23 protein-coding genes are annotated in these 23,215 nt (G+C 53.6%); 20 read left to right on the forward strand and 3 right to left on the reverse strand.

The window, feature by feature from the left end; all coding sequences use genetic code 11:
• Nucleotides 1-34 precede the first annotated feature (34 nt).
• Complete coding sequence (locus IP581_RS06695) at nucleotides 35-1,321, reverse strand: citrate synthase (protein ID WP_086871589.1); 1,287 nt, start codon at nucleotides 1,319-1,321, stop codon at nucleotides 35-37.
• A 203-nt stretch (nucleotides 1,322-1,524) separates the two neighbouring features.
• The gene (locus IP581_RS24165; protein WP_419177752.1) at nucleotides 1,525-1,683 is read right to left on the reverse strand and encodes a hypothetical protein; all 159 of its coding nucleotides are present in this window, start codon (nucleotides 1,681-1,683) and stop codon (nucleotides 1,525-1,527) included.
• Nucleotides 1,684-1,958: 275 nt separating this feature from the next.
• On the opposite strand from IP581_RS24165, the gene sdhC reads away from it, so the two are divergent.
• The 8 genes from sdhC to sucD all read left to right on the forward strand — a co-directional run bounded on the left by sdhC (nucleotide 1,959) and on the right by sucD (nucleotide 11,760).
• Nucleotides 1,959-2,363 (forward strand): succinate dehydrogenase cytochrome b556 subunit, encoded by a 405-nt coding sequence (gene sdhC, locus IP581_RS06700; protein ID WP_017455937.1) that lies wholly within the window; start codon nucleotides 1,959-1,961, stop codon nucleotides 2,361-2,363.
• Entirely contained in the window at nucleotides 2,357-2,704 is a 348-nt protein-coding gene (gene sdhD / locus IP581_RS06705) for a succinate dehydrogenase membrane anchor subunit (RefSeq protein WP_086871591.1), read from the forward strand. Before sdhC ends, sdhD begins: the two co-directional genes overlap by 7 nt.
• Entirely contained in the window at nucleotides 2,704-4,470 is a 1,767-nt protein-coding gene (sdhA, locus tag IP581_RS06710) for a succinate dehydrogenase flavoprotein subunit (protein ID WP_086871593.1), read from the forward strand. The genes sdhD and sdhA overlap by 1 nt, the downstream gene beginning before the upstream one ends.
• 15 nt (nucleotides 4,471-4,485) lie before the next feature.
• On the forward strand, nucleotides 4,486-5,202 hold the full coding sequence (locus IP581_RS06715; RefSeq protein ID WP_193822096.1) for a succinate dehydrogenase iron-sulfur subunit: 717 nt from the start codon (nucleotides 4,486-4,488) through the stop codon (nucleotides 5,200-5,202).
• 376 nt (nucleotides 5,203-5,578) lie between these two features.
• Nucleotides 5,579-8,386, forward strand: coding sequence for a 2-oxoglutarate dehydrogenase E1 component (gene sucA / locus IP581_RS06720; protein WP_193822097.1), 2,808 nt, complete (start codon nucleotides 5,579-5,581; stop codon nucleotides 8,384-8,386).
• 14 nt (nucleotides 8,387-8,400) lie between these two features.
• The gene (gene odhB / locus IP581_RS06725) at nucleotides 8,401-9,621 is read left to right on the forward strand and encodes a 2-oxoglutarate dehydrogenase complex dihydrolipoyllysine-residue succinyltransferase (protein ID WP_020457054.1); all 1,221 of its coding nucleotides are present in this window, start codon (nucleotides 8,401-8,403) and stop codon (nucleotides 9,619-9,621) included.
• A 103-nt stretch (nucleotides 9,622-9,724) separates the two neighbouring features.
• Entirely contained in the window at nucleotides 9,725-10,891 is a 1,167-nt protein-coding gene (gene sucC, locus IP581_RS06730; RefSeq protein WP_017455943.1) for an ADP-forming succinate--CoA ligase subunit beta, read from the forward strand.
• On the forward strand, nucleotides 10,891-11,760 hold the full coding sequence (gene sucD / locus IP581_RS06735) for a succinate--CoA ligase subunit alpha (RefSeq protein WP_039054823.1): 870 nt from the start codon (nucleotides 10,891-10,893) through the stop codon (nucleotides 11,758-11,760). Before sucC ends, sucD begins: the two co-directional genes overlap by 1 nt.
• Nucleotides 11,761-11,833: 73 nt before the next feature.
• On the opposite strand, the gene IP581_RS06740 is transcribed toward sucD, so the two are convergent.
• Nucleotides 11,834-12,271 (reverse strand): winged helix-turn-helix transcriptional regulator, encoded by a 438-nt coding sequence (locus tag IP581_RS06740; RefSeq protein WP_193822098.1) that lies wholly within the window; start codon nucleotides 12,269-12,271, stop codon nucleotides 11,834-11,836.
• Between the two features lie 89 nt (nucleotides 12,272-12,360).
• On the opposite strand from IP581_RS06740, the gene IP581_RS06745 reads away from it, so the two are divergent.
• From IP581_RS06745 to cpoB, 12 genes are all read left to right on the forward strand, one after another.
• The gene (locus IP581_RS06745; protein ID WP_193822099.1) at nucleotides 12,361-13,557 is read left to right on the forward strand and encodes an MFS transporter; all 1,197 of its coding nucleotides are present in this window, start codon (nucleotides 12,361-12,363) and stop codon (nucleotides 13,555-13,557) included.
• A 650-nt stretch (nucleotides 13,558-14,207) separates the two neighbouring features.
• Nucleotides 14,208-15,776: a cytochrome ubiquinol oxidase subunit I gene (gene cydA, locus IP581_RS06750; protein ID WP_193822100.1), complete on the forward strand. Its 1,569-nt coding sequence runs from the start codon at nucleotides 14,208-14,210 to the stop codon at nucleotides 15,774-15,776.
• 15 nt (nucleotides 15,777-15,791) lie between these two features.
• Nucleotides 15,792-16,931 (forward strand): cytochrome d ubiquinol oxidase subunit II, encoded by a 1,140-nt coding sequence (cydB, locus tag IP581_RS06755; protein ID WP_086871603.1) that lies wholly within the window; start codon nucleotides 15,792-15,794, stop codon nucleotides 16,929-16,931.
• A 14-nt stretch (nucleotides 16,932-16,945) separates the two neighbouring features.
• Entirely contained in the window at nucleotides 16,946-17,059 is a 114-nt protein-coding gene (cydX, locus tag IP581_RS06760; protein ID WP_004100325.1) for a cytochrome bd-I oxidase subunit CydX, read from the forward strand.
• The gene (gene ybgE / locus IP581_RS06765; protein WP_086871605.1) at nucleotides 17,059-17,352 is read left to right on the forward strand and encodes a cyd operon protein YbgE; all 294 of its coding nucleotides are present in this window, start codon (nucleotides 17,059-17,061) and stop codon (nucleotides 17,350-17,352) included. The genes cydX and ybgE overlap by 1 nt, the downstream gene beginning before the upstream one ends.
• Before the next feature lie 148 nt (nucleotides 17,353-17,500).
• A complete protein-coding gene (gene ybgC / locus IP581_RS06770; RefSeq protein WP_017455950.1) occupies nucleotides 17,501-17,905 on the forward strand; it encodes a tol-pal system-associated acyl-CoA thioesterase in 405 nt (134 codons plus the stop codon).
• Nucleotides 17,902-18,594: a Tol-Pal system protein TolQ gene (gene tolQ, locus IP581_RS06775; protein ID WP_017455951.1), complete on the forward strand. Its 693-nt coding sequence runs from the start codon at nucleotides 17,902-17,904 to the stop codon at nucleotides 18,592-18,594. The genes ybgC and tolQ overlap by 4 nt, the downstream gene beginning before the upstream one ends.
• Before the next feature lie 3 nt (nucleotides 18,595-18,597).
• Nucleotides 18,598-19,026, forward strand: a complete 429-nt coding sequence (gene tolR, locus IP581_RS06780; protein WP_017455952.1) for a colicin uptake protein TolR — start codon at nucleotides 18,598-18,600, stop codon at nucleotides 19,024-19,026.
• Between the two features lie 39 nt (nucleotides 19,027-19,065).
• The gene (tolA, locus tag IP581_RS06785; protein ID WP_193822101.1) at nucleotides 19,066-20,328 is read left to right on the forward strand and encodes a cell envelope integrity protein TolA; all 1,263 of its coding nucleotides are present in this window, start codon (nucleotides 19,066-19,068) and stop codon (nucleotides 20,326-20,328) included.
• A 132-nt stretch (nucleotides 20,329-20,460) separates the two neighbouring features.
• Nucleotides 20,461-21,753 (forward strand): Tol-Pal system beta propeller repeat protein TolB, encoded by a 1,293-nt coding sequence (gene tolB, locus IP581_RS06790; RefSeq protein ID WP_086871609.1) that lies wholly within the window; start codon nucleotides 20,461-20,463, stop codon nucleotides 21,751-21,753.
• Nucleotides 21,754-21,786: 33 nt separating this feature from the next.
• Nucleotides 21,787-22,299, forward strand: a complete 513-nt coding sequence (gene pal, locus IP581_RS06795; protein ID WP_017455955.1) for a peptidoglycan-associated lipoprotein Pal — start codon at nucleotides 21,787-21,789, stop codon at nucleotides 22,297-22,299.
• Nucleotides 22,300-22,308: 9 nt separating this feature from the next.
• Entirely contained in the window at nucleotides 22,309-23,115 is an 807-nt protein-coding gene (gene cpoB, locus IP581_RS06800; protein WP_193822102.1) for a cell division protein CpoB, read from the forward strand.
• Nucleotides 23,116-23,215: the final 100 nt, after the last annotated feature.

Consider the following 23,215-nt stretch of genomic DNA (forward strand, 5'->3'; position numbering starts at 1 on the left):
GCCAGAAGGCGCGTTTTTTTAGGCGGGTTGGCTATCAATCTTTTTTCAGATCGGAGCTGAACTCGCGTTTTTCGTAACCGGTGTACAGCTGACGCGGACGAGCAATTTTGATGCCGTCGTCGTGCATTTCGTTCCAGTGCGCAATCCAGCCTACGGTACGCGCCATCGCGAAGATAACGGTAAACATGGAGGCCGGGATCCCCATCGCTTTCAGGATAATACCGGAGTAGAAGTCAACATTCGGGTAGAGCTTACGCTCGATAAAGTACGGATCGTTGAGCGCAATGTGCTCAAGCTCCATCGCCACTTCCAGCAGATCATCTTTGGTGCCCAGCTCACGCAGCACTTCGTGGCAGGTTTCACGCATCACGGTCGCGCGCGGGTCATAGTTCTTGTAGACACGGTGACCAAAGCCCATCAGACGGAACGAATCGTTTTTGTCTTTGGCGCGGCGCAGGAATTCCGGAATGTGTTTTACAGAACTGATCTCTTCGAGCATGCGCAGAGCCGCTTCGTTGGCGCCGCCGTGCGCCGGTCCCCACAGAGAAGCGATACCGGCAGCGATACAGGCGAACGGGTTCGCGCCAGAAGAGCCAGCGGTGCGCACGGTCGAGGTGGAGGCGTTTTGCTCATGGTCGGCGTGCAGGATCAGAATACGGTCCATTGCGCGTTCCAGCACCGGGTTCACTTCATACGGTTCACACGGTGTGGAGAACATCATGTGCAGGAAGTTACCGGCGTAGGAGAGATTATTCTGCGGGTAAACGAACGGCTGACCGATGGAATATTTGTAACACATCGCCGCCACGGTCGGCATTTTCGACAGCAGGCGGAACGCGGCAATCTCACGGTGACGCGGATTGTTAACATCCAGTGAATCGTGGTAGAACGCCGCCAGCGCGCCAGTCACCCCGCACAGCACCGCCATCGGGTGCGAGTCGCGACGGAAACCGTGGAACAGACGGGTGATCTGCTCATGGATCATGGTGTGGCGCGTGACGGTCAGTTTGAATTCGTCAAACTGCTCCTGGGTCGGTTTTTCACCGTAGAGCAGAATGTAGCAGACTTCCAGATAGTTGGATTCAGTCGCCAGTTGGTCGATAGGGAAACCACGGTGCAGCAGAATACCTTCGTCACCGTCGATAAAGGTGATTTTTGATTCGCATGATGCGGTAGAGGTAAAACCTGGGTCAAAAGTGAATACCCCTTTTGAACCGAGACTACGGATATCAATCACATCCTGACCGAGCGTGCCTTTTAGCACATCCAGTTCAATAGCAGCGTCACCATTGTAGGTGATGGTTGCTTTCTTATCAGCCATTTACGGTCTCCTTAGCGCCTTATTGCTTAAGACCGCCAGTCACCGGATTTGCATTCAACTGCCAATCAACGTTACCAGTTTGTTATTTGGCTCGCAGCTCTGTTGAGAGGAGGTACCAGGGTACAGAGCGATGGGCGCGTGCAAGTACACATTGAAAATACAGCGAAAAAACAGCAAATCAGCGTCTTAGCAGTCCGAATTTGTCAAACCTGTATATCACTAATAACTGTCCTGATTACATCGGTCAATACCATCACACTGTTACATAACTTATTCTCAGGTGAAAGTAAGACCCCATAACTTTTGCGAATTATAAGCCCTTTCTGGCGTAGTTTGTAACAAGAATGTTTAACTTTTGTCAAATCAGATGATTAAAATTTAAAAGAATGTTGTTATCGTGATGGGGGTCACTGTTCTGCATAAAACCCGACAAACTATATGTAGGTTAATTGTAATGATTTTGTGAACGACCTATACTGCCGCCAGGTCTCCGGAATACCCCTGCAATCCCGAGCCACCCAGCGTTGTAACCTGTCGTTTAGCATCTGGAAGCTAATTTTTTGCATGACGAGCAGTTATAGAAAAGGACGCTGTCTGACCCGCACGCAGACCGGAGGAAGGAAACTATAAGAATAGCATGTGGGCGTTATTCATGATAAAAAATGTGAAAAAACAAAGACCTGTCAATCTGGATCTGACAACAATTCGGTTTCCTGTTACGGCTATAGCTTCCATTCTCCACCGCGTTTCCGGCGTCATTACTTTCGTGGCGGTTGGCATTCTGCTGTGGTTACTGGGCCTGTCGCTGTCATCCGAAGAGGGCTTCCTGACCGCCTCTGCCATCATGAGCAGCTTTTTCGTTAAATTCATTTTCTGGGGCATCCTGACAGCGCTGGCTTATCACGCTGTGGGCGGTATTCGCCATATGTTAATGGATTTTGGCTGGCTGGAAGAAACCTTCGAAGCAGGAAAGCGTTCCGCTAATCTCTCTTTTGCAATCACTGTCGTGCTTTCAATTCTCGCAGGAGTCCTCGTATGGTAAGCAACGCCTCCGCATTAGGACGCAACGGCGTACATGATTTTATTCTTGTTCGTGCCACTGCCATCGTCCTGACGCTCTACATCATCTATATGGTCGGTTTTTTTGCCATGCACGGCGATCTGACCTGGGTGGTCTGGACTGGATTCTTCTCCTCCGCTTTCACGAAAGTCTTCACGCTGCTGGCGCTGTTTTCGATTCTGATCCATGCCTGGATTGGCATGTGGCAGGTGTTGACCGACTACGTTAAACCGCTGGCTGTGCGCCTGGTTCTGCAACTGGCTATCGTCGTTGCACTCGCGGCTTACGTGATTTATGGATTTGTTGTGGTGTGGGGTGTGTAATGAAATTGCCAGTCAGAGAATTTGATGCTGTTGTAATTGGTGCCGGTGGCGCAGGTATGCGCGCGGCACTGCAAATTTCCCAGAGCGGGCAAACCTGTGCGCTGCTCTCTAAAGTTTTCCCAACCCGTTCTCACACCGTATCTGCGCAGGGCGGTATTACCGTTGCGCTGGGTAATACCCATGAAGATAACTGGGAATGGCACATGTATGACACGGTAAAAGGTTCCGATTACATCGGTGACCAGGATGCCATTGAATATATGTGTAAAACTGGCCCGGAAGCGATTCTTGAGCTGGAACATATGGGTCTGCCATTCTCCCGTCTGGATGATGGCCGTATCTATCAACGTCCGTTTGGCGGCCAGTCGAAAAACTTCGGCGGCGAGCAAGCGGCGCGCACGGCAGCCGCAGCGGACCGTACCGGTCATGCGCTGTTGCACACCCTTTATCAGCAAAACCTGAAAAACCACACGACGATTTTTTCCGAGTGGTACGCGCTGGATCTGGTGAAAAACCAGGATGGTGCCGTGGTGGGTTGTACCGCGCTGTGTATTGAAACCGGTGAAGTGGTCTACTTCAAAGCGCGTGCCACCGTGCTGGCGACCGGCGGTGCGGGCCGTATTTACCAGTCCACTACCAACGCCCATATCAATACCGGCGACGGCGTTGGCATGGCGCTGCGCGCAGGCGTCCCGGTGCAGGATATGGAGATGTGGCAGTTCCACCCGACCGGTATCGCCGGAGCGGGCGTGCTGGTAACGGAAGGTTGCCGTGGTGAAGGCGGTTACCTGCTGAACAAACATGGCGAGCGCTTTATGGAGCGTTATGCGCCGAACGCTAAAGACCTGGCGGGTCGTGATGTGGTGGCGCGTTCCATCATGATCGAAATCCGTGAAGGTCGCGGCTGCGACGGCCCGTGGGGTCCGCACGCGAAACTGAAACTCGATCACTTGGGCAAAGAGGTGCTGGAATCGCGCCTGCCGGGGATCCTTGAATTGTCGCGCACCTTTGCGCACGTCGATCCGGTAAAAGAGCCGATCCCGGTTATCCCAACTTGTCACTATATGATGGGCGGCATTCCGACCAAAGTTACCGGTCAGGCGCTGACGGTGAACGAGAAGGGCGAAGATGTCGTCATTCCGGGTCTGTTTGCAGTGGGTGAAATTGCCTGCGTATCCGTCCACGGCGCTAACCGTCTGGGTGGTAACTCGCTGCTCGATCTGGTGGTGTTTGGCCGCGCGGCGGGTCTGCATTTACAAGAGTCTATCGCCGAGCAGGGCGCGCTGCGTGATGCCAGCGAGTCTGATGTTGAAGCGTCCCTTGAGCGCCTCAACCGCTGGAACAACAACCGTAACGGCGAAGATCCGGTCACCATTCGTAAAGCGCTGCAAGAGTGTATGCAGCATAACTTCTCGGTCTTCCGCGAAGGCGATGCGATGGCGAAAGGGCTTGAGCAACTGAAAGTGATTCGCGAACGTCTGAAAAACGCTCGTCTGGACGATACTTCCACCGAGTTTAACACCCAGCGCGTTGAGTGCCTGGAGCTGGATAACCTGATGGAAACCGCGTATGCAACGGCGGTCTCCGCAAACTTCCGTACCGAGAGCCGTGGCGCGCATAGCCGCTTCGACTATCCGGATCGTGACGACGAAAACTGGCTGTGCCATTCCCTGTATCTGCCAGAAACGGAGTCCATGACGCGTCGCAGCGTCAATATGGAACCGAAACTGCGTCCGGCATTCCCGCCGAAGATTCGTACTTATTAATGCGGAGACAGGATAATGAAACTCGAATTTTCGATTTATCGCTATAACCCGGACGTTGATGACGCGCCGCGCATGCAGGATTACACCCTGGAAGGCGAAGAAGGGCGTGACATGATGCTGCTGGATGCCTTAATGCAGCTGAAAGAAAAAGATCCTACGCTGTCGTTCCGCCGCTCCTGCCGTGAAGGGGTATGTGGTTCCGATGGTTTGAACATGAACGGTAAGAATGGCCTGGCCTGTATCACCCCGATTTCCGCACTGGGCAATGGCAAACAGAAGATTGTGATCCGTCCTCTACCCGGCCTGCCGGTGATCCGCGATTTGGTGGTGGACATGGGACAATTCTATGCCCAATATGAGAAGATTAAACCTTACTTATTGAATAATGGGCAGAATCAGCCAGCGAGAGAACATCTACAGGCACCGGAGCAGCGTGAAAAACTCGACGGTTTGTATGAATGTATTCTCTGCGCCTGCTGCTCGACATCTTGCCCGTCGTTCTGGTGGAACCCGGACAAATTTATCGGTCCGGCCGGCCTGCTTGCGGCGTACCGTTTCCTGATCGACAGCCGCGATACGGAAACCGATAACCGTCTGGAAGGTTTAAGCGATGCTTTCAGCGTATTCCGCTGCCACAGCATTATGAACTGCGTCAGTGTATGCCCGAAAGGGCTGAACCCGACGCGCGCCATCGGCCATATTAAGTCGATGTTGTTGCAACGAAGCGCATAAATGTTAGTGCCGGATGGCGCTGACGCATATCCGGCCTACATTTGTAGTGATGTTTTTTTTGCCCGGCAGCGTTAGCGCCGCCGGGTAACAAGGAAGCAGGAAACCTTTAAAAACCGCCACAGTAGACATAATCGAGATGTCTGGTGCGAGACAAGGCGGCAACTGAGCGCATCCCTGGGAGCATAGTCAACTATGTGACCAGGGTAAGCAAAGGCAGCCAACGCAGTCGCAGCCCGGACAGCGAAGATTAGGCAGTTTTTAAAGGTTCCTTCGCGGGCCACCAAGAGCCCGCAAGTGAACCCTGGGACGTGCGCTAACGGGTGTACGTCGTAGTTATCCACGGCGAAGTAAGCATAACAATGCTTAAGGGATCACGATGCAGAACGGCGCAATGAAAGCCTGGCTGGACTCTTCTTACCTCTCTGGGTCTAACCAGAGCTGGATAGAACAGCTCTATGAAGACTTCTTAACCGATCCTGACTCGGTAGATGCAAACTGGCGTTCTATGTTCCAGCAGTTACCGGGCACCGGAGTCAAACCGGATCAGTTCCACTCCAAGACGCGTGATTATTTCCGTCAGCTGGCGAAAGATGCTTCACGTTACTCCTCCTCTATTTCCGACCCCGACACCAATGTGAAGCAGGTTAAAGTCCTGCAACTTATCAACGCATACCGTTTTCGTGGTCATCAACATGCCAACCTCGATCCGCTGGGATTGTGGCAGCAAGAGAGGGTGGCCGATCTCGATCCGGCTTACCACGATCTGACGGAAGCCGATTTCCAGAATAGCTTTAACGTAGGGTCTTTTGCGATTGGCAAAGACACCATGCCGCTGGGCGAATTGATTAACGCACTGAAAGAGACCTATTGCGGTTCGATCGGTGCGGAATATATGCATATCACCAGCACCGAAGAGAAACGCTGGATCCAGCAGCGCATCGAATCCGCAGCCGGTAAATCCAGCTTCAGCAGCGAAGAGAAAAAACGCTTCCTGACTGAACTGACGGCTGCAGAAGGTCTTGAACGTTATCTCGGCGCGAAATTCCCCGGAGCGAAGCGCTTCTCGCTGGAAGGCGGCGATGCGCTGGTGCCGATGCTCAAAGAGATGATCCGCCATGCGGGCAAGAGCGGCACCCGTGAAGTGGTGCTGGGGATGGCGCACCGCGGACGTCTGAACGTACTGGTTAACGTGCTGGGTAAACAGCCGCAGGATCTGTTCGACGAATTCGCCGGTAAACATAAAGAACACCTCGGTACCGGCGACGTGAAATACCATATGGGCTTCTCGTCCGACGTGGAAACAGAAGGCGGCCTGGTTCACCTGGCGCTGGCGTTTAACCCGTCACACCTTGAGATTGTCAGCCCGGTGGTGATCGGTTCCGTGCGTGCGCGTCTTGACCGCCTTGACGAACCGAGCAGTAATAAAGTGCTGCCAATCACCATTCATGGCGACGCCGCTGTGGCGGGTCAGGGCGTGGTGCAGGAGACCCTGAACATGTCGAAAGCACGCGGCTACGAAGTGGGTGGCACCGTGCGTATCGTCATTAACAACCAGGTGGGCTTCACCACCTCGAATCCGCTGGATGCACGCTCTACGCCGTACTGTACCGACATCGGTAAAATGGTGCAGGCGCCGATTTTCCACGTGAATGCGGACGATCCGGAAGCGGTGGCGTTCGTTACTCGCCTGGCGCTCGATTTCCGTAACACCTTCAAACGCGATGTCTTTATCGACCTGGTGTGCTACCGCCGTCATGGCCATAACGAAGCCGACGAGCCGAGCGCAACCCAGCCGCTGATGTACCAGAAAATCAAAAAACACCCGACGCCGCGCAAAATCTACGCCGATCGTCTGGAGCAGGAAAAAACCATTACGCTGGAAGATGCCACCGAAATGGTCAACCTGTACCGCGATGCGCTGGATGCGGGTGAGTGTGTGGTCGCCGAATGGCGTCCGATGAATATGCACTCCTTTACCTGGTCGCCGTACCTCAACCACGAGTGGGATGAGAGCTACCCGAACAAGGTGGAAATGAAGCGCTTGCAGGAGCTGGCAAAACGCATCAGTACGGTGCCGGAAGCCATCGAAATGCAGTCCCGCGTGGCGAAAATTTACGCTGACCGTCAGTTGATGGCGAGCGGCGAGAAGTTGTTCGACTGGGGCGGCGCGGAAACACTGGCGTATGCCACGCTGGTGGATGAAGGCATCCCGGTACGTTTGTCCGGTGAAGACTCCGGCCGCGGCACCTTCTTCCATCGTCATGCGGTGATCCACAACCAGTCCAACGGGTCTACCTATACGCCGCTGAGCCATGTACACAATTCACAGGGGGCGTTCCGCGTGTGGGACTCCGTGCTCTCTGAAGAAGCGGTACTGGCGTTTGAATATGGTTATGCCACGGCAGAGCCGCGCACGCTGACCATCTGGGAAGCGCAATTCGGTGATTTCGCCAACGGTGCGCAAGTGGTTATTGACCAGTTCATCAGCTCCGGTGAGCAGAAATGGGGCCGTATGTGTGGCCTGGTGATGCTGCTGCCGCACGGTTATGAGGGGCAAGGCCCGGAGCACTCCTCCGCGCGTCTGGAGCGTTATCTGCAACTGTGTGCTGAACAAAACATGCAAGTGTGCGTGCCGTCTACCCCGGCGCAGGTTTACCACATGCTGCGTCGCCAGGCGCTGCGCGGTATGCGTCGCCCGCTGGTGGTGATGTCGCCGAAGTCGCTGCTGCGTCATCCGCAGGCGGTTTCCACGCTGGATGAGCTGGCGAACGGCACCTTTATGCCGGCGATTGGCGAAGTGGATGATCTTGATCCACAAGGCGTTAAGCGCGTGATCCTTTGCTCTGGTAAGGTCTATTATGATCTGCTGGAACAGCGTCGTAAAAACGACCAGAAAGATGTCGCGATTGTGCGTATCGAACAGCTTTACCCGTTCCCGCACCAGTCGGTGCAGGAAGCGCTGAAACCTTACGCTCACGTACATGATTTTGTCTGGTGCCAGGAAGAGCCGCTCAACCAGGGCGCATGGTACTGCAGCCAGCATCATTTCCGTGATGTGATTCCGTTTGGGGCCGCTCTGCGTTATGCAGGTCGCCCGGCCTCCGCCTCTCCGGCGGTGGGATACCTGTCCGTTCACCAGAAACAGCAACAAGATCTGGTAAATGACGCGCTGAACGTCGATTAATTAAAGGATAAATAATGAGTAGCGTAGATATTCTTGTTCCCGATCTGCCCGAGTCCGTTGCTGACGCGACCGTTGCGACCTGGCACAAAAAACCAGGCGATAGCGTACGACGCGACGAAGTGTTGGTCGAAATCGAAACTGACAAAGTGGTACTGGAAGTACCGGCGTCGGCAGACGGTATTCTGGACGCGGTGCTGGAAGATGAAGGCACCACTGTGACTTCCCGTCAGATCCTGGGTCGCCTGAAAGAGGGCAACAGCTCTGGTAAAGAGAGCAGCGCCAAATCTGAAGAGAAAGAGTCCACGCCGGCACAGCGCCAGCAGGCCTCGCTGGAAGAGCAAAACAATGACGCCCTGAGCCCGGCGATCCGTCGCCTGCTGGCTGAGCACAACCTCGAAGCCAGCGCTATCAAAGGCACTGGCGTTGGTGGTCGTATCACGCGTGAAGATGTTGAGAAACATCTGGCCAAAGCGCCGGCGAAAGAGGAAAAACCGGCTGCTGCTCCGGCGAGCGCCCCGGTGGCACCGCTGGCTGGCCGCACCGAAAAACGTGTGCCGATGACCCGTCTGCGTAAACGCGTAGCCGAGCGCCTGCTGGAAGCGAAAAATTCCACCGCCATGCTGACGACGTTCAACGAAGTCAACATGAAGCCGATTATGGATCTGCGTAAGCAGTACGGTGACGCTTTTGAAAAACGTCACGGTATCCGCCTGGGCTTTATGTCTTTCTATGTGAAAGCTGTGGTTGAAGCGCTGAAACGCTACCCGGAAGTGAACGCGTCCATCGATGGTGATGACGTGGTTTACCACAACTATTTCGATGTCAGCATGGCGGTTTCTACGCCGCGTGGTCTGGTAACACCGGTACTGCGTGATGTTGATACGCTGGGTATGGCGGACATCGAGAAGAAAATCAAAGAGCTGGCTGTGAAAGGCCGTGACGGCAAACTGACCGTTGATGATCTGACCGGCGGTAACTTTACCATCACCAATGGCGGTGTGTTCGGTTCGCTGATGTCGACACCGATCATCAACCCGCCGCAGAGTGCGATCCTCGGTATGCATGCCATTAAAGATCGCCCGATGGCGGTGGATGGCAAAGTCGAGATCCTGCCGATGATGTACCTGGCGCTCTCTTACGATCACCGTCTGATTGACGGTCGCGAATCCGTTGGTTTCCTGGTAGCCATCAAAGAGCTGCTGGAAGATCCGACTCGCTTGCTGCTGGACGTCTAGTGTCCTTAGCCCGGCGGCGTCCGCTGCCGGGCCACTATAACGAACACCTGCTTTGTAGGCCGTCATCCGGCGTGACAAATTAAATGAAGGATGGATAGAACACATGAACTTACACGAGTATCAGGCGAAACAACTGTTTGCCCGGTCAGGTCTGCCGACTCCGGTTGGTTACGCCTGTACTACCCCGCGTGAAGCAGAAGAAGCGGCATCCAAGATCGGCGCAGGCCCGTGGGTGGTAAAATGCCAGGTCCATGCAGGCGGCCGTGGTAAAGCGGGCGGCGTAAAAGTCGTCAACAGCAAAGAAGATATTCGCGCCTTCGCGGAAAACTGGCTGGGCAAACGCCTGGTGACCTACCAAACAGACGCGAACGGCCAGCCGGTAAACCAGATTCTGGTTGAAGCGGCGACCGATATCGACAAAGAGCTGTATCTGGGCGCGGTGGTTGACCGTAGCTCTCGCCGTGTCGTGTTCATGGCCTCCACCGAAGGTGGCGTGGAAATTGAAAAAGTGGCGGAAGAGACCCCGCACCTGATCCACAAAACCACCATCGATCCGCTGACCGGCCCGATGCCGTATCAGGGGCGCGATCTGGCGTTCAAACTGGGTCTGGAAGGCAAGCAGGTTCAGCAATTCACCAAGATTTTCATGGGTCTTGCGACCATTTTCCTTGAGCGCGATCTGGCGCTGATTGAAATCAACCCGCTGGTTATCACCAAACAGGGCGACCTGATCTGCCTTGATGGCAAACTGGGCGCTGACGGCAACGCCTTGTTCCGCCAGCCGGAACTGCGCGAAATGCGCGACCAGTCGCAGGAAGACCCGCGCGAAGCGCAGGCGGCACACTGGGAGCTGAACTATGTTGCGCTGGACGGCAACATCGGTTGTATGGTCAACGGCGCAGGTCTGGCGATGGGCACCATGGACATCGTCAAACTGCACGGTGGCGAACCGGCGAACTTCCTCGATGTGGGTGGCGGCGCAACTAAAGAGCGCGTGACCGAAGCGTTCAAAATCATCCTGTCGGATGAGAACGTGAAAGCGGTGCTGGTTAACATCTTCGGCGGTATCGTGCGTTGCGACCTGATCGCTGACGGTATCATCGGCGCGGTAGAAGAAGTGGGTGTTAACGTACCGGTGGTAGTGCGTCTGGAAGGTAACAATGCTGAACTGGGCGCGAAACGCCTGGCGGACAGCGGCCTGAATATTATTGCAGCAAAAAGTCTGACGGATGCAGCACAGCAGGTTGTTGCCGCAGTGGAGGGGAAATAATGTCTGTTTTGATTGATAAGAACACCAAAGTTATCTGCCAGGGCTTCACCGGAAGCCAGGGGACTTTCCACTCCGAGCAGGCAATTGCTTATGGTACGCAGATGGTTGGCGGCGTGACGCCGGGCAAAGGCGGCACCACTCACCTCGGCCTGCCGGTGTTTAACACCGTGCGTGAAGCCGTAGAAGCGACGGGCGCGACCGCGAGCGTTATCTATGTTCCGGCACCGTTTTGCAAAGACTCGATCCTCGAAGCCATTGACGCGGGCATTAAACTGATTATCACCATTACTGAAGGTATTCCGACGCTGGATATGCTGACGGTGAAAGTGAAGCTGGACGAAGCTGGCGTGCGTATGATTGGCCCGAACTGCCCGGGTGTTATCACCCCAGGCGAGTGCAAAATCGGTATCATGCCTGGCCACATTCATCAGCCTGGTAAAGTCGGTATTGTTTCCCGTTCCGGTACGCTGACCTATGAAGCGGTTAAACAGACCACGGATTACGGTTTCGGCCAGTCCACCTGTGTGGGCATCGGCGGTGACCCGATCCCGGGTTCTAACTTTATCGATATCCTGAAATTGTTCCAGGAAGATCCGCAGACCGAAGCGATTGTGATGATCGGTGAAATCGGCGGTAGCGCAGAAGAAGAAGCAGCGGCGTATATCAAAGATCACGTGACCAAGCCGGTTGTGGGTTATATCGCGGGTGTGACTGCGCCGAAAGGCAAACGTATGGGCCACGCAGGTGCCATCATTGCCGGTGGTAAAGGGACAGCGGATGAGAAATTCGCTGCTCTGGAAGCGGCGGGTGTGAAAACCGTGCGCAGCCTGGCCGACATCGGCGAAGCGCTGAAATCTGTTATCAAATAAAACCTCATTGCTCCTCCATGTAGGGGAGCAAGTATCCTTTCGACATGGTTGGCCGCTCCCGTAGCGGCCTTTTTTATGGCTGCAGTTTACGTACCTGCGTATTTGCCGCACTAAGAACACGCCCGTCTGCCGATTGTGGTTGCATTGGTGCAATGGCTTCGCCGCTTTGACTATCAATCAATACGGAATGGGGCTCATTCGGCGCGAAAAGATGCTGTTCTCCCCACTGGCGTAGCGCCACGACCACCGGAAACAACGACTCGCCTCTTTTTGTCAGCACATACTCCTGATACGCCGTGCCATCGGATGCTGGCTGGGTGCTGAAAATACCCGCTTCCACCAGTTTGCGTAGCCTGTCGGTAAGAATGTTGCGCGCCACGCCAAGACCACGCTGAAAATCGCCAAACCGCCGCGCGCCGTCAAAAGCATCACGCACGATAAGGAGTGACCAGCGATCGCCAATCAAATCGACAGAACGCGCGACGGGGCAAGGTTGAGTATTTAGTGGCATAGTGAATTTCCGGTTAAGGATTCTGGTTGCATTTTAAAACTGGATTATCTACGCTTCAACCAGTTTCGTTTTGCAACCAGGTTGCTACTATGAATAAAAATACACAGGCGACACCGCGCGCTTTAATCGCACTGTTTGCGGTCGCCAGCGGTTTATGTGTGGCGAATGTCTATTACGCGCAGCCGTTGCTGGATGCACTGGCGCAGAGCTTTGCCATCAGCCAGGCGGCTGTCGGTGGCGTGGTGACGGCAACACAAGTGGGATCGGCACTGGCCTTACTGGTGTTGGTGCCACTGGGCGATCTTGTTGAGCGCCGCCGGTTATTGTTGCTGCAGTTGCTGGGGCTGGTGGTTGCGCTTGCTATTGTCGCGCTGGCGCAATCGGCAACGGTGTTGCTCTTCGGCATGTTGGCGACAGGGTTGCTGGGCACAGCAATGACACAAGGGTTGATTGCCAGCGCGGCCAGCATTGCTAACGAACAAGAGCGGGGCAGGGTAGTGGGTGCGGCGCAAGGCGGCGTCTTTATCGGCCTGCTGTTAGCGCGAGTTTTTGCCGGGGTGATTAGCGATTTAGCGGGCTGGCGCGCAGTTTATGGCGTCTCGGCATCGCTGATGCTGGTGTTATTGCTGCTGCTCTGGCGACGGTTACCCGTTATGCGCAGCGCGATGATTCCGGTCAGTGGGTTACGTTTGATGGCCTCAATGCTGGGGCTGTTACGCACGGATCGCGTTTTACAAATCCGTGGTGTATTGGCGTTGTTGATGTTTGCCGCGTTTAATATTTTCTGGAGCGCAATGGTGCTGCCGTTAAGCGCGGCACCGTTTGATTTCTCCCGTACGGTAATTGGTTTGTTTGCCCTGGCGGGCGTTGCGGGCGCGCTGGTAGCGGCAAAGGCCGGGCGCGAAGCGGACCGTGGCAATGCGCAGCGCACAAGTTTGCTGGCGCTCCTCTTGTTACTTCTGGCCTGGTGGCCGCTGTCACAGCTACAACACTCTCTGGTGCTGTTTATCCTCGGCATTGTTTTACTCGATCTCGGCGGCCAGGCGCTGCATGTTACCAATCAGAGCCTGATTTTGCGTGCCGAGGCATCTCAGCACGGCAGACTGGTGGCGTTGTATATGCTGTTTTATGCCCTTGGCAGCGGGTTGGGCGCCATGGCAACGACGGCGGTTTATGCTGTTTTCGGCTGGCAAGGGGTTTGCTTGCTTGGCGCAACAGTGACTTTGCTGGCGCTTATCGTCTGGGCTGCAACCCGACGTTGGATGCTTGTCAGTAAAGGCCTATAAAATAAAAGGGTATTAGTGCGCCAGGAAATATAAAGAATAATCACTGCGCGGTGTTAAGTATGATAATCGTGAAGGTGAAATAATTGTAAAATAAACAAGATAATCATCAGCGCTAATTTTATGCCCACCTAAAGATGCCACGGTTGTCTCATTTTTTACATGAATGATAAACGTTAAATAAAGTCGTCATTATTTATCTTTACCTGCCGATTGATAACCATGGGTGGCGTTAAAATGAACATGTTGTTAACAATGTTTTTACTGTGATTATACACCAACTACAAAATTAACAATGATGGATAAAATTGATTTAAATCAATATTTAAAAGCTTGGAAAACATGCTGAAAATCGTTAAATTGTCGCCGATCAAATTGGTGCAAAAGTGGTAAATTCGCTATAAATTGATCACTGTCGAAAAACGTAAAACTAGCTCAATAAAAACCTTTTTATTGTAAGGGTTTTACGGAGTAATATATTCGAGAGATCAATTCGAGTTTTTTATTAACCTGGTTGTAACTTTTTTCATTCATTGTCACGCTTTATGTGACGTGAATAAAACAGTGCAGCAATTTTGTATTGGGGCATGCGTGTGAACCTTCGCTAACGGGGTTTACTCTCGGAGTCTTCATGCGATGAGCAAGGAGTCATAATGTTAGATATAGTCGAACTGTCGCGCTTACAGTTTGCCTTGACCGCGATGTACCACTTTCTGTTTGTGCCACTGACGCTCGGTATGGCGTTCCTGCTGGCAATTATGGAAACGGTCTACGTCCTCTCCGGCAAACAGATTTATAAAGATATGACCAAGTTCTGGGGCAAGTTGTTTGGTATCAACTTCGCACTGGGCGTGGCTACCGGTCTGACTATGGAGTTCCAGTTCGGGACTAACTGGTCTTACTATTCCCACTATGTAGGGGATATCTTCGGTGCGCCGCTGGCCATTGAAGGTCTGATGGCTTTCTTCCTCGAGTCTACGTTTGTCGGTCTGTTTTTCTTCGGTTGGGATCGTCTGGGCAAAGTACAGCACATGGCAGTGACCTGGCTGGTCGCGCTTGGCTCCAACTTGTCCGCACTGTGGATTCTGGTCGCAAACGGCTGGATGCAAAACCCGATTGCCTCTGATTTCAACTTTGAAACCATGCGCATGGAGATGGTCAGCTTCGCTGAGCTGGTGCTTAACCCAGTTGCACAGGTGAAATTCGTTCACACTGTGGCGTCTGGTTACACCTGTGGCGCGATCTTTATCCTTGGCATCAGCTCCTACTACTTGCTGCGCGGGCGCGACATCGCTTTTGCTAAACGCTCTTTTGCTATCGCTGCCAGCTTCGGTATGGCCGCAGTGCTGTCTGTTATTGTGCTGGGTGATGAATCCGGCTACGAAATGGGCGATGTGCAAAAAACCAAACTGGCTGCGATTGAAGCCGAATGGGAAACCCAGCCTGCACCGGCGGCGTTTACCCTGTTTGGCGTGCCGGACCAGGATAAGCAAGAGAATAAATTTGCTATCCAGATCCCGTACGCGCTGGGCATCATCGCCACCCGTTCTGTTGATACGCCGGTTATCGGTCTTAAAGATCTGATGGTGCAGCACGAAGAGCGCATCCGTAACGGTATGAAAGCGTATCAGTTGCTGGAGCAACTGCGCGCAGGTTCTGCCGATCAGGCCATTCGTGACCAGTTCAATAACATCAAGAAAGATCTTGGTTATGGCCTGCTGCTGAAACGCTATACGCCGAATGTGGCAGACGCGACAGAAGCGCAGATCCAACAAGCGACCAAAGATTCTATTCCGCGCGTGGCGCCTCTGTACTTCGCTTTCCGTCTGATGGTGGCTTGTGGTGTGCTGATGCTGCTGATCATTGGTGCCTCTTTCTGGACCGTGATTCGTAACCGCATCGGTGAGAAAAAATGGCTGCTGCGCGCTGCGCTTTATGGTATTCCGCTGCCGTGGATTGCCATTGAATCGGGTTGGTTTGTCGCTGAGTACGGCCGTCAACCGTGGGCGATTGGTGAAGTGTTGCCGACCGCGGTTGCGAACTCATCGCTGACCGTTGGCGATCTGCTGTTCTCCATGATTCTGATTTGCGGCCTTTATACGCTGTTTATGGTGGCGGAAGTGTTCCTGATGTTCAAATTTGCTCGCCTTGGGCCGAGCAGTCTGAAAACAGGGCGCTATCACTACGAGCAGTCCACTGTGGCTTCTCAGCCGGCACGCTAAGACAGGAGTCGTCAAATGATTGATTATGAAATATTACGTTTTATCTGGTGGCTGCTGGTTGGCATTCTGCTGATTGGTTTTGCGGTCACCGACGGCTTCGACATGGGCGTGGGTATGCTGACTCGCGTGCTGGGTCGTAGCGACACCGAACGCCGCGTGATGATTAACGCTATCGCGCCGCACTGGGACGGTAACCAGGTTTGGCTGATCACCGCCGGTGGCGCGCTGTTTGCCGCCTGGCCGATGGTTTACGCTGCCGCGTTCTCCGGTTTTTATGTCGCGATGATCCTGGTGCTGGCTTCACTGTTCTTCCGTCCGGTGGGTTTTGACTACCGCTCGAAGATTGAAGATATGCGCTGGCGTGGCATGTGGGACTGGGGCATCTTCATCGGCAGCTTTGTTCCGCCGTTGGTGATCGGTGTGGCATTCGGCAACCTGCTGCAGGGCGTGCCGTTCCATCTCGATAACGATATGCGCCTGTTCTACACCGGTAACTTCTTCCAGTTGCTGAACCCGTTTGGTCTGTTGGCTGGCGTGGTGAGCGTGGCGATGATCCTGACCCAGGGCGCGACTTACCTGCAAATGCGTACGGTCGGCGAACTGCATTTGCGCGCTCGTGCAACAGTGCAAATTGCTGCGCTGGTCACGCTGGTGTGCTTCGCACTGGCGGGTGTGTGGGTGGTTTATGGTATCGACGGTTACGTGGTGACTTCCGCCATCGATCATCATGCCGCGTCTAACCCGTTGAGCAAAGAAGTGGCGGTACAGGCGGGAGCCTGGCTGACTAACTTCAACAACATGCCTGTGCTGTGGCTGGTGCCGGCGCTGGGCGTTGTGTTGCCACTGCTGACCGTGCTGACGGCGCGTCTGGATAAAGCCGGCTGGGCGTTCGTGTTCTCTTCACTGACGCTGGCATGCATCATCCTGACTGCTGGTATCGCGATGTTCCCGTTCATCATGCCGTCAAGCACCATGCTGAAAGCAAGCCTGACCATGTGGGATGCGACATCGACTCAGTTGACGCTGAACCTGATGACTTATGTGGCGCTGGTTTTTGTACCGATTGTCCTGCTCTACACCATCTGGTGTTACTGGAAAATGTTCGGTCGTATTACCAAAGAGCACATTGAAAGCAATACCCACTCTATGTACTAAGTAAGGAGCAGAATATGTGGTATTTTGCATGGATTTTAGGAACGCTTCTTGCCTGTGCTTTCGGAGTGATTACCGCGCTGGCGCTGGAACATGTTGAAGCGACCAAAGCCGGGAAAGAAGAACACTGATGGAAAAAATTATCGCAAAACTGTATGCGGTAATGGACAAGGGCCCGTTAAGGGCCCTTTCCTTAATAATGGCATTACTGCTGGCGGGCTGTATCTTCTGGGATCCCTCCCGTTTCGCGGCCAAAACCAGCGAGCTGGAGATTTGGCACGGGTTGCTATTAATGTGGGCGGTGTGCGCCGGCGTGGTTCACGGTGTTGGCTTTCGCCCGCGCGCGCTTCACTGGCAGGGTTTTTTCTGCCCGCCAGTCGCTTTTCTGGTCATGCTTGCGGGGCTTGTTTTTTTCTTCTTTTGAATAAGAAATATCCTCTATCCTCATGGGCTTGCAAAAGCCCATAAATTTTTACTCTCCGTTTACCTCAACCCATTCCAAAGCATCTTGCCCGCGCGTATAGTAGCGAAGTTTAAAAGCTCTAACTTTTTTTGCATTACCGGGATGTAAAGTGAATACAACGCTGTTTCGATGGCCGGTTCGGGTCTATTACGAAGATACCGATGCCGGTGGCATGGTTTACCACGCCAGCTACGTTGCTTTTTATGAAAGAGCCCGCACTGAGATGCTGCGCCACCATCACTTTAGCCAACAAGTTTTGTTGGCTGAGCGCGTTGCATTCGTGGTACGCAAAATGACGCTGGAGTATTTTGCACCCGCCAGACTCGACGACATGCTCGAAGTCCAAACGGAAGTTACATCAATGCGCGGAACCTCGATGGTTTTCTCGCAGCGGATTGTCAATGCAGAGAATAAAGTGCTGAATGAAGCTGAAGTGCTGATTGTCTGTGTTGATCCACTCTTAATGAAGCCTCGTGCGCTTCCCAAGTCTATTGTCGCGGAGTTTAAGCAGTGACTGACATGAACATCCTTGATTTGTTCCTGAAGGCTAGCCTTCTGGTCAAACTTATCATGTTGATTTTGATTGGTTTTTCTATCGCATCCTGGGCAATTATCATCCAGAGAACGCGCATCCTCAACGCAGCAGGTCGCGAAGCGGAAGCCTTTGAAGACAAGTTTTGGTCCGGCATCGAACTCTCTCGTTTGTATCAGGAAAGCCAGGGACGCCGTGATAATTTAAGCGGTTCGGAACAAATCTTTTATAGCGGTTTCAAAGAGTTTGCCCGCCTGCACCGCGCCAATAGCCACGCGCCGGAAGCGATTGTCGAAGGGGCATCAAGAGCGATGCGTATTTCGATGAACCGCGAACTGGAAACGCTGGAAAACCATATTCCTTTCCTCGGTACCGTGGGGTCTATCAGCCCATATATCGGCCTGTTCGGTACGGTCTGGGGGATCATGCACGCCTTTATCGCGCTGGGCGCGGTGAAGCAGGCGACGTTGCAAATGGTTGCGCCAGGTATCGCCGAAGCGTTGATCGCAACAGCAATCGGTCTGTTCGCTGCTATTCCAGCGGTTATGGCTTACAACCGACTGAACCAGCGCGTGAACAAACTGGAACTGAATTACGACAACTTTATGGAAGAGTTCACGGCTATTCTGCATCGCCAGGCATTTGCCAGCAGCGACAGCAACAAGGAGTAAGCCATGGCCAGATCGCGTGGACGGGGCCGTCGTGACCTCAAGTCTGAAATCAACATCGTTCCGTTGCTGGACGTGTTGTTGGTGCTGCTGCTGATTTTTATGGCGACGGCACCGATCATTACGCAAAGCGTAGAGGTTGATCTGCCGGATGCGACACAGTCGCAAACCGTCAGCACCAATGACGATCCTCCGGTCATTATTGAGGTTTCCGGTGTCGGACAGTACAGCGTGGTGGTGGAAAAAGATCGTATGGATCAACTGCCGCCGGAGCAGGTGATTGCGGAGGCGCAGCGTCGCCTGCAATCCAATCCGAAAACCGTGTTCTTAATCGGCGGGGCGAAAGATGTGCCGTACGATGAAATCATTAAAGCGCTGAACCTGTTACATAGCGCGGGTGTGAAATCAGTCGGCTTGATGACACAGCCTATCTGATCACCGGCTTAACAGGCGGACAGTTTTTGGGAACCGAGAGTGTCAAAGGCAACCGTACAAAACGACAAGCTTAAGCGAGCAATAATCATTTCAGCAGTGCTGCACGTAATCCTTGTAGCGCTGCTGATCTGGAGCTCGTTTGATGAGCATATAGATGCTTCTTCAGGCGGTGGCGGTGGCTCTGCGATTGATGCGGTGATGGTCGATCCGGGTGCTGTGGTGGAAAATTACAATCGCCAACAGCAGCAGCAAGCCAGCGCGCAACGCGCTAAAGAGCAGCGTGAAAAACAGGCGCAACAGCAAGCAGAAGAGTTGCGAGAGAAGCAGGCTGCAGAGCAGGAACGCCTGAAACAACTTGAGCAGGAACGTTTGCAGGCGCAGGAAGCGGCGCGAGAACAGGCCGAGCAGCAGAAAAAAGCGGAAGAGGCGGCAAAACAGGCGCAACAGCAGCAGAAACAAGCTGAAGAAGCTGCCGCAAAAGCAGCGGCTGATGCGAAAGCAAAAGCGGACGCACAGGCAAAAGCGGCTGAAGAGGCTGCGAAGAAAGCCGCCGCCGACGCGAAGAAGAAAGCGGAAGCCGAAGCCGCGAAAGCTGCTGCAGACGCACAGAAAAAAGCCGAAGCGGAAGCGGCGAAAGCGGCTGCCGATGCGAAGAAAAAAGCCGAAGCCGAAGCCGCGAAGAAAGCGCAGGCTGAAGCCGCCAAACAAGCCGCCGCCGAAAAAGCGGCAGCCGAGAAAGCCGCAGCAGCCGAGAAGGCCGCCGCTGAAAAAGCTGCTGCCGAGAAAGCAGCGGCTGAAAAAGCGGCCGCAGAGAAGAAAGCTGCAGCGGCAAAAGCGGCAGCCGACAAAAAAGCGGCCGCAGAGAAGGCTGCAGCAGCCAAGAAAGCCGCAGCAGAGAAAGCGGATGCAGCTGGCGTTGACGATCTGTTTGGCGATTTAAGCTCCGGTAAGAATGCACCGAAAACGGGTGGTGGAGCGAAAGGGAATAATGCAGCTCCCGCTGGTTCTGGTAACACTAAGAACAATGGCGCGTCTGGTGCTGACATTAATAACTATGCAGGGCAGATTAAATCGGCTATAGAAAGCCGCTTCTATGACGCCTCCTCCTATGCGGGGAAAACTTGTACGTTACGTGTCAAACTGGCGCCAGACGGTATGCTGTTAGATATTCAGTCCGAAGGTGGCGATCCGGCGCTTTGCCAGGCTGCGCTTGCTGCAGCCCGACAGGCAAAAATGCCGAAACCGCCAAGCCAGGCTGTATATGAAGTGTTCAAAAATGCGCCGCTGGACTTTAAACCTTAAGGTACACTTTCCCTCGCAAGCTGCGGGGGAGATCGTGCAGAGGGTGTCCTGACGCGTGTAGTTTTGTCTTATTGAGTTTGTTAAAATTCTGCTAAATTATCGCGGGTTTTCCGCCCGGATAAGGGAGATATGATGAAGCAGGCATTACGTGTTGCATTTGGTTTTCTGATGCTGTGGGCAGCTGTGCTGCACGCAGAAGTACGTATCGAGATCACCCAGGGGGTGGACTCGGCACGCCCGATTGGCGTCGTGCCTTTCCAGTGGGCTGGTCCTGGCGCTGCGCCTGAGGATGCTGGCGGCATCGTTGCTGCGGATCTGCGTAACAGCGGCAAATTCAATCCACTTGATCGTTCCCGTCTGCCGCAGCAGCCTGGCAGCGCTCAGGAAGTGCAGCCAGCCGCGTGGTCAGCGTTGGGCATTGACGCAGTGGTTGTCGGCCAGGTGACCCCGAATCCTGACGGCAGCTACAATGTCGCTTACCAACTGGTGGATACCGGTGGCGCACCGGGAACCGTACTGGCGCAAAACTCCTTTAAAGTGAATAAACAGTGGCTGCGTTATGCCGCTCACGCCGCTAGTGACGAAGTATTCCAGAAACTGACCGGCATTAAAGGCGCGTTCCGTACCCGTATCGCTTATGTTGTGCAGACGGCTAACAGCCAGTTCCCATATGAACTGCGCGTTTCCGACTACGATGGCTACAACCAGTTCCTGGTGCATAAATCTCCGCAGCCGCTGATGTCTCCGGCATGGTCACCAGATGGCTCCAAACTGGCATACGTTACCTTTGAAAGCGGCCGTTCTGCACTGGTTATCCAGACACTGGCTAACGGCAGTGTTCGCCAGGTTGCTTCATTCCCGCGTCACAACGGCGCACCGGCGTTCTCGCCGGATGGTTCTAAACTGGCATTCGCACTGTCGAAAACCGGTAGCCTGAACATTTACGTCATGGACATTGGCTCTGGCCAGATCCGCCAGGTTACCGATGGTCGCAGCAACAATACGGAGCCGACCTGGTTCCCGGATAGCCAGACCCTGGCTTTCACATCTGACCAGGCCGGGCGTCCGCAGGTTTATAAAGTAGGGATTAATGGCGGCGCAGCACAGCGTATCTCCTGGCAGGGTTCGCAGAACCAGGACGCGGATATCAGCAGCGACGGCAAATTTATGGTGATGGTTAGCTCTGACGGTGGTCAGCAGCACATCGCTAAACAAGATCTGGAAGCGGGTGGCGTACAGGTTCTGACGTCAACGTTCCTGGATGAAACGCCAAGTCTGGCACCTAACGGCACAATGGTAATCTACAGCTCTTCTCAGGGGATGGGATCCGTGCTGAATCTGGTTTCTACAGATGGGCGTTTCAAAGCGCGTATTCCGGCGACTGATGGACAGGTTAAATTCCCTGCCTGGTCTCCGTATCTGTAATAATAAATAATTGATTATAAAGGAATCAAAGAAATGCAACTGAACAAAGTGCTGAAAGGCCTGATGCTGGCTCTGCCTGTAATGGCGATCGCTGCATGTTCTTCTCACAAGAATGCAAGCGACCAGAGCGGCGAAGGCATGATGGGTGCTGGCACTGGCATGAACGGTAGCGGCAACATGTCTTCCGAAGAACAAGCGCGTCTGCAAATGCAACAGCTGCAGCAGAACAACATTGTTTACTTCGATCTGGACAAGTATGACATCCGTTCTGACTTCGCAGCGATGCTGGATGCTCACGCTAACTTCCTGCGTAGCAACCCGTCCTACAAAGTTACCGTTGAAGGTCACGCTGACGAACGTGGTACTCCGGAATACAACATCTCCCTGGGCGAACGTCGTGCTAACGCCGTTAAAATGTACCTGCAGGGTAAAGGCGTTTCCGCTGACCAGATCTCCATCGTTTCTTACGGTAAAGAAAAACCTGCAGTACTGGGTCACGACGAAGCGGCTTACGCTAAAAACCGTCGCGCCGTACTGGTTTACTAAGAGAATTGCATGAGCAGTAACTTCAGACATCATCTGTTGAGTCTGTCGTTACTGGTTGGCATAGCGGCCCCCTGGGCCGCTAATGCTCAGGCGCCAATCAGTAGTGTCGGCTCAGGCTCGGTCGAAGACCGCGTCACTCAACTCGAGCGTATTTCCAATGCTCACAGCCAGCTTTTAACTCAACTCCAGCAACAACTCTCCGATAATCAGGCCGATATAGATACTCTTCGTGGGCAAATCCAGGAAAATCAATATCAACTGAACCAGGTGGTTGAACGCCAACAGCAAATTTTGCAGCAGATAGGCAATCTGAGCAGTGGCGGTGCGGCGGGGCAGACGCAGCAGACGTCCGGCGATCAGAGCGGTGCGGCAACGCAGGCTCCGGCAGCGGATTCTGGTGCTAACGCAGGGGCGGCAAACACTGGCGCGCCGGTACAAAGCGGTGATGCCAATACCGATTACAATGCTGCGGTTGCGCTGGTGCAGGATAAATCCCACCAGGATGAAGCGATCGTCGCATTCCAGAATTTCGTCAAAAAGTATCCTGATTCAACCTACATACCGAATGCCAACTACTGGCTCGGTCAGTTGAATTACAACAAGGGTAAAAAAGACGATGCTGCTTATTACTTCGCCTCGGTGGTGAAAAATTTCCCGAAGTCGCCTAAAGCGCCAGACGCTATGTACAAGGTCGGTGTGATTATGCAAGACAAAGGGGATACCGCAAAAGCGAAAGCAGTCTACCAGCAGGTGGTTAGTAAATACCCTGGTACCGATGGCGCGAAACAAGCGCAAAAACGTCTTGGTTCGATGTAATGCATGGCACATGACCAGAAATCGAACTTTTTCTGGTCTTGTCGCCTGAAACATAAGCAGTTAAGTGATATTCATCGAAATTGTTGTTGCGCTGAATTCT

It is taken from the genome of Kosakonia pseudosacchari, assembly GCF_015167415.1.
In the GTDB taxonomy this organism is placed as follows: domain Bacteria; phylum Pseudomonadota; class Gammaproteobacteria; order Enterobacterales; family Enterobacteriaceae; genus Kosakonia; species Kosakonia pseudosacchari.

Excerpts from the sequence above, each read along its gene's own strand:
- tolR (WP_017455952.1), top strand. The coding sequence starts at position 18,598 with ATGGCCAGATCGCGTGGACGGGGCCGTCGTGACCTCAAGTCTGAAATC.
- sucA (WP_193822097.1), top strand. The coding sequence starts at position 5,579 with ATGCAGAACGGCGCAATGAAAGCCTGGCTGGACTCTTCTTACCTCTCT.
- IP581_RS06740 (WP_193822098.1), bottom strand. The coding sequence starts at position 12,271 with ATGCCACTAAATACTCAACCTTGCCCCGTCGCGCGTTCTGTCGATTTG.
- sdhC (WP_017455937.1), top strand. The coding sequence starts at position 1,959 with ATGTGGGCGTTATTCATGATAAAAAATGTGAAAAAACAAAGACCTGTC.
- IP581_RS06745 (WP_193822099.1), top strand. The coding sequence starts at position 12,361 with ATGAATAAAAATACACAGGCGACACCGCGCGCTTTAATCGCACTGTTT.
- tolB (WP_086871609.1), top strand. The coding sequence starts at position 20,461 with ATGAAGCAGGCATTACGTGTTGCATTTGGTTTTCTGATGCTGTGGGCA.
- IP581_RS06695 (WP_086871589.1), bottom strand. The coding sequence starts at position 1,321 with ATGGCTGATAAGAAAGCAACCATCACCTACAATGGTGACGCTGCTATT.
- IP581_RS06715 (WP_193822096.1), top strand. The coding sequence starts at position 4,486 with ATGAAACTCGAATTTTCGATTTATCGCTATAACCCGGACGTTGATGAC.
- ybgE (WP_086871605.1), top strand. The coding sequence starts at position 17,059 with ATGGAAAAAATTATCGCAAAACTGTATGCGGTAATGGACAAGGGCCCG.
- sucC (WP_017455943.1), top strand. The coding sequence starts at position 9,725 with ATGAACTTACACGAGTATCAGGCGAAACAACTGTTTGCCCGGTCAGGT.
- odhB (WP_020457054.1), top strand. The coding sequence starts at position 8,401 with ATGAGTAGCGTAGATATTCTTGTTCCCGATCTGCCCGAGTCCGTTGCT.
- sucD (WP_039054823.1), top strand. The coding sequence starts at position 10,891 with ATGTCTGTTTTGATTGATAAGAACACCAAAGTTATCTGCCAGGGCTTC.
- cpoB (WP_193822102.1), top strand. The coding sequence starts at position 22,309 with ATGAGCAGTAACTTCAGACATCATCTGTTGAGTCTGTCGTTACTGGTT.
- cydB (WP_086871603.1), top strand. The coding sequence starts at position 15,792 with ATGATTGATTATGAAATATTACGTTTTATCTGGTGGCTGCTGGTTGGC.
- sdhD (WP_086871591.1), top strand. The coding sequence starts at position 2,357 with ATGGTAAGCAACGCCTCCGCATTAGGACGCAACGGCGTACATGATTTT.
- pal (WP_017455955.1), top strand. The coding sequence starts at position 21,787 with ATGCAACTGAACAAAGTGCTGAAAGGCCTGATGCTGGCTCTGCCTGTA.
- sdhA (WP_086871593.1), top strand. The coding sequence starts at position 2,704 with ATGAAATTGCCAGTCAGAGAATTTGATGCTGTTGTAATTGGTGCCGGT.
- cydA (WP_193822100.1), top strand. The coding sequence starts at position 14,208 with ATGTTAGATATAGTCGAACTGTCGCGCTTACAGTTTGCCTTGACCGCG.
- cydX (WP_004100325.1), top strand. The coding sequence starts at position 16,946 with ATGTGGTATTTTGCATGGATTTTAGGAACGCTTCTTGCCTGTGCTTTC.